The organism is Caldivirga sp. UBA161 (assembly GCF_002506515.1).
In the GTDB taxonomy this organism is placed as follows: domain Archaea; phylum Thermoproteota; class Thermoprotei; order Thermoproteales; family Thermocladiaceae; genus Caldivirga.
The window spans coordinates 2,250-11,758 of record NZ_DAXS01000042.1 but is presented as its reverse complement, the minus strand read 5'-3'; the positions used below and the strand labels follow the sequence as shown (position 1 = coordinate 11,758).

8 protein-coding genes and 1 tRNA gene are annotated in these 9,509 nt (G+C 41.6%); 6 read left to right on the top strand and 3 right to left on the bottom strand.

Annotation, left to right across the window (positions count from 1 at the left end; genetic code table 11):
- Positions 1 to 651 precede the first annotated feature (651 nt).
- Positions 652 to 2,127, bottom strand: coding sequence for a sugar porter family MFS transporter (locus tag BP896_RS05060; protein ID WP_291766396.1), 1,476 nt, complete (start codon positions 2,125 to 2,127; stop codon positions 652 to 654).
- Positions 2,128 to 2,434: 307 nt separating this feature from the next.
- On the opposite strand from BP896_RS05060, the gene BP896_RS05055 reads away from it, so the two are divergent.
- The 6 genes from BP896_RS05055 to BP896_RS05030 all read left to right on the top strand — a co-directional run bounded on the left by BP896_RS05055 (position 2,435) and on the right by BP896_RS05030 (position 7,948).
- Positions 2,435 to 2,511, top strand: a tRNA-Trp gene (locus BP896_RS05055).
- Positions 2,512 to 2,618: 107 nt separating this feature from the next.
- Complete coding sequence (locus tag BP896_RS05050; RefSeq protein WP_291766394.1) at positions 2,619 to 3,809, top strand: MFS transporter; 1,191 nt, start codon at positions 2,619 to 2,621, stop codon at positions 3,807 to 3,809.
- 180 nt (positions 3,810 to 3,989) lie between these two features.
- Complete coding sequence (gene feoB, locus BP896_RS05045) at positions 3,990 to 6,014, top strand: ferrous iron transport protein B (protein ID WP_291766393.1); 2,025 nt, start codon at positions 3,990 to 3,992, stop codon at positions 6,012 to 6,014.
- Positions 6,011 to 6,301, top strand: coding sequence for a FeoA domain-containing protein (locus tag BP896_RS05040; RefSeq protein ID WP_291766391.1), 291 nt, complete (start codon positions 6,011 to 6,013; stop codon positions 6,299 to 6,301). Before feoB ends, BP896_RS05040 begins: the two co-directional genes overlap by 4 nt.
- Before the next feature lie 151 nt (positions 6,302 to 6,452).
- A complete protein-coding gene (gene hisS, locus BP896_RS05035; RefSeq protein WP_291766389.1) occupies positions 6,453 to 7,715 on the top strand; it encodes a histidine--tRNA ligase in 1,263 nt (420 codons plus the stop codon).
- Positions 7,716 to 7,753: 38 nt separating this feature from the next.
- The gene (locus BP896_RS05030) at positions 7,754 to 7,948 is read left to right on the top strand and encodes a hypothetical protein (RefSeq protein WP_291766387.1); all 195 of its coding nucleotides are present in this window, start codon (positions 7,754 to 7,756) and stop codon (positions 7,946 to 7,948) included.
- Here BP896_RS05030 and BP896_RS05025 read toward each other — a convergent pair.
- Positions 7,943 to 8,905 carry a Gfo/Idh/MocA family protein gene (locus tag BP896_RS05025; RefSeq protein WP_291766386.1) on the bottom strand — a complete coding sequence of 321 codons (963 nt, stop codon included), beginning with the start codon at positions 8,903 to 8,905 and terminating at the stop codon, positions 7,943 to 7,945. The two genes, BP896_RS05030 and BP896_RS05025, sit on opposite strands and share 6 nt — an antisense overlap.
- Position 8,906: 1 nt before the next feature.
- On the bottom strand, positions 8,907 to 9,251 hold the full coding sequence (gene metG, locus BP896_RS05020) for a methionine--tRNA ligase subunit beta (protein ID WP_291766384.1): 345 nt from the start codon (positions 9,249 to 9,251) through the stop codon (positions 8,907 to 8,909).
- Positions 9,252 to 9,509: the final 258 nt, after the last annotated feature.

The window sequence follows — 9,509 nt, the reverse complement described above, 5'->3', positions numbered from 1 at the left end:
GTGTTGCGGAATAATAGTCCTAGAAGCAAATACTAGATCCCACATAAGCCTCTTCATAAACTGCCCGCTAAAATATTCGCCATCATATAGTAAACTGCCTCAAGTGAAAACCAGTAAGAGCTCGGCTTTCATTGTGATTAGTGGTCGCTTTTCGTGGCTACTAATCACTCGACCTCATTACTCCTTCCCCTCCAGTGCCGCCTACGGGAGCCTACCTCCCTTTGGGGACATGGGGTTTCATTAGATGAGTTGCATTTAACTAAGGAATATTATCAATGGGGTGATACTGGGTGGGGAGGTGATTATAATTGCCATCATACCGGATAATGAGTAGGTTAATTGAACCTAGGAAGCCTTAGAGCATTTCCAATTCACTACAATAAACAGTAGGGTTGAATTTAATGATATGTGTAAGATAATTAAAACGCGTATTACTATTCTAAGGTTAATAGGTATACTGAATCAGCCTATTTGATAGTGGTTAGGGGATTAGAAGTAATTAAAAGTCAAGGATAAGTTACGCCACGGGTAAACACATGGGTTAACATCACTAACTATGAGGCGGTTAAACCACATTAAAAGGAAAAACCCGCTCCTCAGAGTGATGAGATTTAGTTGGGTACTTTAAAATGATAAGGAACAGGTGGGCTTCTAGTGTTTTTCCTCCCTCTGAAGTAAAGTAGGTGCTATGAGTTCTCTACCATGCCTTAGCTGCGTAAATGGAACTTGCTTAAACATTTCTACTATCTCCTCTAAGGATAGCCCCTTGGTTTCAGGTACGAATAGGTAAATGAACATTAACGCTACTACATCAAGGACTGCGAAAATAAACATGCTACCAGCAAGTCCGATTGAAGATAGCATAACGGGGAAGACTTCAATGATCACGAAATTTGCCAGCCAATCTATTAATGCCCCTATTGCCGCCATCCTCCCCCTAATCCTTGTATCGAAGTATTCAGCCTGTATAAGCCATCCAGTGCCTCCAACACCATATGCAAAGAATATTATAAATCCAGCAAATGCTATAAGTACGCCAGGTAGGAAGCCCCTAACTACTGAGATGCCTCCTATTAAGTCGGAGATTAACATACCGATGTATGCCGATAATCCTAACGTCCTCCTACCAATTCTATCAATATACCTGAATGCTATGAATGTAGCTGCAACATTTATGGCAGCAAGTATTGCTGATTCCAGCACTGCATAAATATTACTATATACTGGATTTACTGCAGTCCCGAATAAGTGAAGTTTCGAAAGGACTATGGGTCCGTAGTAAAATGGTACATTTATACCAGTTATCTGCTGGAATACTAACCATAGGCCAACCACTATAAGAGCCTTCTTAGCTGCATCATCCAATGATGCTTCCTTCATCTCGGTTAAAGTTATAGCCCTAAGCCTTTCTAAGTTTTGCTCACTAATATCAAATCCAAATTTCCTTAATTCCATTTTCAGTTCATCTAATTTACCCGTATACAATAACCATCTAGGGGATTCAGGCATTATGAACCTAAAGGCGAAGCCTATGAGAGCAGGTACAGCCGCTAGACCTAATACTAGCCTCCAGCCAAGGGAATACGCTAAGTCTGGTACAGCATAGAATATGGCTGAACCTATAAGGTAGGATCCCAATATACCTATTGTTATCATCCACTGCTGCATTATGGCCAATGACCCCCTCTTATCTTTAGGGGCGTACTCAGTTATGTATGCGGTGGCTATGGCTGAATCAGCACCTATGGCAACTCCAAGTAAAGTCCTCATAATAAGTAGCATTATTCCATTCACTGAAAGCGCTGAACCTATGGCCGCCAACGCGTAAATTAATGCATCAACAATGAGTAGTGATTTCCTACCGTATTTATCAGTGTAAAAATATGCTAATACAGTACCTATGGCGGCGCCAAGTGAAGCGCTTGCAACCTCATATCCAAGTAGGAATCCTTCATAGTGAAACGGCACGAATAATTCAGCCGTACCAATGGCTGCCGTATCATAACCAAATAGGAAACCCCCAACTGCAGCTAAAATAGTGATTAACCAGTAAAACTTATTGACCCTATTATTATCAAGCACCCTAAGCAGGTCCTGAAGGCTTGGATTTCCCACTTCATTTGGCATAATTCGGGTGCATTAGTGATTTTTTAAATCCTTCTAAATGCATATCTATAGATGATAGGAACTTTAAGGTGATAATTATATAACCTATGTAGTAATCATCAATGTGGTAAAATTAAGGCATTATTAATCCTAGTGGATAACCACTTCCATAACGCCATATTCAAGCCAAACTACTTAGCTTTAGTAGTTAAAAATTAGAGGCTCTCGGAGGGGCTGTTGCTAAACCTTAATTAAGAGCAGTGGTAAGTAGGCTAAGAGCGTAAATCATGGAGAAAAGCATTAAAAGACCCTCAAGACCCTAAATATAGGGCCCGTAGCTCAGCACGGTAGAGCGGCAGGCTCCAGACCTGTAGGTCGGGGGTTCAAATCCCTCCGGGCCCACCAAGCCTAATATTGAATGAGCACTCTTCGTTGCATGGTTTATTGATTTACTTAAGGTTTATAGTTGTATGTAGGTGAAAATTAAATTAGGTTGGGGCCTTAGCCTAATTATGCAGAGGAGTATTGATGCAATGAGGTATAGGGCTATTGTTAGTGCTTATTTGGGTTGGGTTATGGATGGTTATGATGCGCTTCTCATTATTCCAATAATGCCCTTAATTGGATCATTATTCTTTCCAGGCCCATATTCACTACTGGGTAGTTTATCCACATTAGTAGCAACCTTAGTGGGTAGGCCCTTGGGTTCCGTAACAATGGGTTATATTGCCGATAAATTCGGTAGGAGGATTGGATTAATGGTAACAGTCCTTGGCTATAGCGTATCTGCGCTTGCAATAGCATTAATACCAACCTACGCGGTCATTGGTGCATTAGCACCATTAACATTACTCGCACTTAGGTTTCTACAGGGCGTATTCATTGGTGGTGAGTGGGGCCCTGGCACAGCCATGATAATGGAGTGGAGTAGGTGGAGGATGGAGTTGTCTTCAGCCTTTGTGCAGAGTGGTTACCCAATAGGAGTTGTGGCTGCTACTATTGTTAATGAATTATTCATAATGTACATGGGTTCATCATTTAATGTATACGGCTGGAGAATATACATGGGTACTGGAGCCATTGTTGCCGTATTAGCATTCGTGATTAGGAGTAGGTTAATTGAATCACCCCTATGGTCGAGGCCTAAGACTAATCCATTAACATTATTATTTAAGCATGGTGGCGCCTGGTTAGGGTTTGGCATATTGTTTACTGGCGGATTACTAACAATCTACTACTCAACATATTTAATATACTCTGACTTCCTAAACTCAATAGGTGCAGCAAACCTAATACCGAGCGTAATGTTACTAGCAACAGTGGCCGCAGTCTTGGCAGTGTTACTTGCAGGCCCCCTTGCCTTAATTATTGATTATAAGTTGCTCATAATAGTCACATTAATAGCCTCCCTAGCCTATGCACCAATAGCCCTAATACTGCATCCAAGCATCATAAATCTAATTATCCTTGCATTCATTGAGAACTTCGCCATGGGATTGGTACCATACGTACTAATTAATAGGTTTGATGTACAATACAGGGCCAGTGGATTAGGCATCTCCTATAATTGGGGCTTATTGATAGGTGGTTGGGCTCCAATGCTTGTTGGCTTAATGAAACCAATGGGGTTAGGTATGGTTATAGTAATGGCCCTAGGTGTAGTGTTAACAATACTTGGCTTAATTGCATTAATACAGAGGTAATTAAATTAAATCACGCAAGGTAAAATAACACGTGTAACATCATATTGCATGAATTCTTGATTAATGCTAAGTTATTAAATTTAATTTAAGATAGTTCCTAATATTTTTAGAATAACCATAGGTGTACACGTATATTAGGTAATCCGAAAATTTTATAAGTATTGTCCGATTAGTCTAAAAGTGTTTAAGAATATATTTAAGCCAAGGCTTAAAATGAATGTAACCAATAACTCAAGCCGCAGCGCCATTAAGGTAGTTATTGCTGGTATACCGAACAGTGGTAAGTCCACGTTGGTTAATAGAATTAGTGGCACTTTCGTTAGGACTGCGAATTACCCTGGTACAACGGTTTCAATTGATGAGGTTAGTTATAGTATTGGTGAAACAAGGGTATTAATGATTGACCTACCCGGTACTTACAGCCTTAGGACCAGCATGATGGATGAGGCTGTAGCCTCAAGGGAACTTCTCCTAGGCGATTATGATGGCATTATATTGGTTGGATCAGCTTTAAATCCTGAACAATCACTATACCTACTGATTCAAGTATTGGAGCTTGGGAAGCCTGTAGTATTCGTATTGAATATGATGGATTTAGCTAGAAGAAGGGGGTTGCATTATAATTTTGATGCCTTGAAGAAGGCCCTTGGAGTAACTGTAGTGCCAACCGTTGCTGTGGGTAATGTAGGGTTAAGGGAGTTAAAGACCATAATTGCTGGAATACGTGAATTGAAGCCAGGGACTACTAATATTGTTAATTATGGTAGGCTGGAGAAGTATATAAACACCATAGCCAATGCACTGGGCGTTTCCAGAGGAATTGCTATAGAGATACTGGGTGGCAACCCATTATTAATGCACCTAAGCGTTAAAGTAAGCAACGTGGTTGAGGAGGCGCATAGGGAGGTACCTAACATTAATGATTACATTACTGCCATGCGTTGGAACACTGTGAAATCCCTTATAAGTAAATTTGCCACTAAGGATAGAATAACGCTCAATAAGTATGATGAATTATTCCTTAACCCAAGGTATGGCGCCCTACTATCCTTATTACTGCTATTTATAATGGCTGAGGTAATATTCATGGTTCTTGAACCTTTAGTGGACTTAATGTCAGAGGCCCTTGATTCAATACCAGTAGTTAGCTTCATAAGTGGTTACGTGAGTAATGAATTGCTAAGTTCCTTCCTAGTTGACGGTGTGTGGAATGGAGTAGCTACACTAGTAGATTTTATACCGTATGTCCTTGGGGTATCATTCTTAATAGCATTTCTAGAGGATTCCGGGTTAATAGCTAGGATTGCTTTCCCAATAGAGAGGTGGCTGAAAAGGATTGGCATTCCCTCAAGGGGGTTAGTGTATTTAATTGCCGGCTCAGGTTGTAATGTACCGGCAATAATGGCAACTAGGGCAATGCCAAGTACGAGGGATAGAGTACTTACAGCCTTAATGATACCTTACATACCGTGTACCGCTAGGTTCACTATAATAGCCTTAATAACAGCCGCCGTAATGCCGCATTTAATAGGCGTAATAGTGGTAATACCTTACATTGTAGCTTTCATAGGAATTAGCATAATGTCAAGGTTCTCAAAAGTACATGTAAGGCTCATTAGTGGGAATGTACCCTACGCTTATGAATTACCACCACTAATAATACCGTTACATAGAGCCTTCGTTAAGAAGGTTTGGCACTACACTTACGATTTCATATCTAGGGCTGGGGTATTGATAATAGTATTCATAATTATAACGTGGCTCCTATCAATAAGTGGCCCAAGAGGCTTAGTGGGCCCAGAGGCTTTAGTTAACCCAAGCATACTTACTGAGACTTGGCTTGGTATTGTGGGTAAGGCGATAGCACCATTATTCAACCCAATTAATGTGCCATGGCAAATATCAGCATCATTAGTCTACGGCTACATATTTAAGGAAGTGGTCCTGAGCACATTAGCCTTATTTTACGGTACCGAGAAGGGTGGGTTACTGCATGCTATTGGATCAACGTTAACCCCTGCATCATCCTTAGCCTTAATCACATTCATAACACTATACTCCCCATGCATAGCAACATTAATAGTTGAGAAAAGAATTGTGGGACTAAGGCTCACCATTATTAATTCTATTCTTCAATTCATAATCGCACTAGCATTAGCCTACGCTGTATTCTACACCACCACCTTTATTCAGGTGGCCATATGAATAATGCGTATACACCCATAAACAAAGCACCCAGTAACTCAATGGTTAGGGTTGTTAAATTAGGCTCAGAGAGGCTAAGTGACTTAGGTATAATGGAGGGTTACATAATTAAGGTGATAGTAAGTATACCTAATGGCCCAGTACTCGTCCAGAGGGAGGATGGGGCATTCATAGTGCTGGATACTGATACTGCATCAAATACACTAGTATCAGTATTATCTATTCAGCAGGGTAAGCATAGACATAGGTGGAGGTGGCGTTATTCCCATAATCAAGATGCCTTATAATCATAAATGTACTGATTCCACGCACTTATTAAGCCTGTACCTCATCACGGCTTCATACTACTTTTAATCCACTACCCTACAGTATAATCATTAAGGGAAACCGCATTACAGATTAAGGTTATGTTTTTTAATGCGCGTACCCTAGAGCCATGTGGAGGATTGGCTGCTTCAACCACCAAGGGGAATGAATGACTGGACGCCTGATAAGTATTATTCATTAATTACTGTAGCCTCAAGGCTCTCTAAGGTAGCTGAGTCCTTCGGATACAGCGCCATTGAGACGCCTGCCCTTGAGCACTTCGAGGTTTTGAAGGCTAAGGCTGGTGAGGATGTGATTAATGAAATATATTACCTTAAGGATAAGGCAGGTAGGGAATTAGGCCTCAGGTTCGATATGACTGTGCCTGTGGCTAGGGTCCTATCATATAGGCGTGACTTCCCAAGGCCTATTAGGCTGTATTACGTTTCAAAGGTTTGGAGGTATGATGAGCCCCAGTTCGGTAGGTTTAGGGAATTTTACCAATTCGGTGTTGAACACGTGGGCTCACCCACAGTTCAATCTGATGCTGAGGTGTTGGCCTTAGCCGTGAAGTCCCTTGAGTTGGTTAACTTACCTCAATTAACGGTGAAGGTTAGTGATAGGAGGATTATGGATCAACTCCTAAGTAAGATAAATATTAACACTGCTAGGGAGCCGGTGTTGAGGGTGCTTGATAAGAGGGGTAAGGTCACTGATGATGAATTAATTAAACTGCTGATTAAGGAGGGTATTGATAAGGCTAGGGCGGAATCCCTAGTGGCAATAGCCAGCACCAGGGTACCTATAGTTGACTCAGTGAGGGAATTAAGGGAACTAGGTGTGGGTGATAACTTAATTAATTATGTTGAATCCCTAGCCAACGCCTTAACGGATTATGGTGTAGCGAATAGGGTTTACTTAGACTTAAGCATAGTAAGGGGCTTAGATTACTACACGGGCTTCGTTTTTGAACTTTACACCGATAAGATTAAGCTTGCCGTTGGGGGTGGTGGAAGGTATGATGAGTTACTTAAGGTTTACTCAGGGGAGGATGTGCCTGCTGTTGGATTCGCCATAGGTATTGAGAGGGTAATGCTAGCCCTAGGTGAGGGGCAGGGCAGTATCCCCCCAGTGGATTACTACATATACCCCATGGAGGGGAGCTGCTACGGCATGGCTGTTAGAATCGCGGAGAAGTTAAGGGAAGGTGGGTTAAGGGTTATTGTTGATGTGGGTAAGCCAAGCTTAAGGTCAGCCCTGGAGTATGCTGCGAGGATTAAGGCTAGGAAATTCATAATAATTGGGCGGAGGGAAATCGAGAGGAGTGTTGTTAGGGTTAGGGATCTTGAAACCTGGAGTGAGGAGGATATACCCTTAAGTAAGATTCTTAAGTAATCCTTATAAGACTAATTTAAGGCACCTAATGGTTTAGAATGAGTAAAGCAAGGGGATTCAAGAGCACTAGGAGTAAAGAATTAGTATGCTTCTTCTGCCTTAGAACTATTAAGCCGAGTGAGGCTAAGGTCGTCGTAATTAATGATGAGTTAATAGGCATGAGCTTTAAGGTTATTGCCTGCAGTGAATGCGCATCTAAGTATGGTGATTCAATTAAACTTAAAGCCTCATAGGCACTGATTCCCGTAAACCTCAAGAACAGCCTTAAGATCCCTAAGGGCAACCTCAGGGGGCATTGGGACAGGCTTATCCTCCTCAATGGACTTAATGAAGCCCTCAAGCTCAGCCTTAACTACATTAACCTTAGGTAGGTTAATAGCCTTACCATTAAACAGTAGATCACCGTAAACCCTACCGTAGCTTACGTTAATCCTCCTTGTTGAGGGATCCTCAATAATACTACCCCCATCACCGTAAACCTCAATGGACGGTACATTGGGGGAATGCATCATCCCCCAACTATACATTATTAATCCCCTGGCCCCACTCTTAAACCTAAATAACCCAATGGTAGTGTCCTCACCCTCAATACCACTAATGGTCCTGTATGATGAGCCACAGGCGTAATCATATTCCCCACCAATGTTCAGTAGAGTATCAATGAAGTGTATTCCACCATCTATGAATGCACCACCACCCATTAATTCCTTAACCCTCCTCCAACCGGTAGGCTTACCGTAGTGAGTTGACCTAACTATTACCGTATGTACTTGGCCTAATTCCTTAATTAATTCAATAATCTTCCAAACAGCTGGGTCGAAGTAGAAGTTCTCAGCAACCATGAACTTAACCTTAAACCTCCTTGAAGCCTCAATTATCGCATTAGCCTCATCAATAGTCCTGGCTATGGGCTTTTCAAGTATTACATGCTTACCAGCCTCCATGGCCTTAATAGCCATTGGAGCATGCATATTATGGCTAACTATTAAGTCAATAACATCCACATTGGACTTAATTACATCATCATAATTAGTGAAGTAGCCTGATGCAGAATACCTCATAGCGCACTCCTCAGCCCTCTCCCTACTCCTACTGAAAACGTAAACCTCTAGGTCACTCTTATTTAACTCCCTAAGTGCATTAAGGTGAACATTACCAAACCCACCACAGCCCACTACGGCTATGCGCATACTAGCACACCTTCTCCCCAATCCTTGAATCATCAGCGCCCTGTATAGTTAATAAAAGGGGCTTACCCTTCTCACCGCATGTGGCCAGCAGCATGCCTTGACTCTCAAGGCCAAGCATAATCCTGGGCTCCATATTAGCCACAATCACAATGAACCTACCCACCAACTCTTCAGGCTTATAGTACTCAGCTAAACCAGCCAGTACCTGCCTCTTCTCAGCGCCCAAGTCAACAATAAGCTTAATCAACTTCCTACTACCCTCAACCCTCTGAGCCTCAATAACCTTACCAACCCTTAAATCCAACTTAGCGAAATAATCCCTGCTAATCCTCTCTGATTGAGCCATATTGAGTAGGGTGTGGTTGCTTAATAAGTATTAGGCCTGTTAATTGTATGGCGCTATATAGTACTATTTTTTGTAAATATTGTTTCCCGAATCCTACTTAGAGTAATCCTTATTAGTAGGTTTTAGGTTAAGGATTTCTTGGTGGGGTAAATGGAGGTGTATAAGATGTATGTAATGGTGGCGTTAGTATCAATAATGGTTTTAGTGTCCTTAAATGTTGCATATGCCTCAAGTAAGCCACAAATAATCTACTGGAAC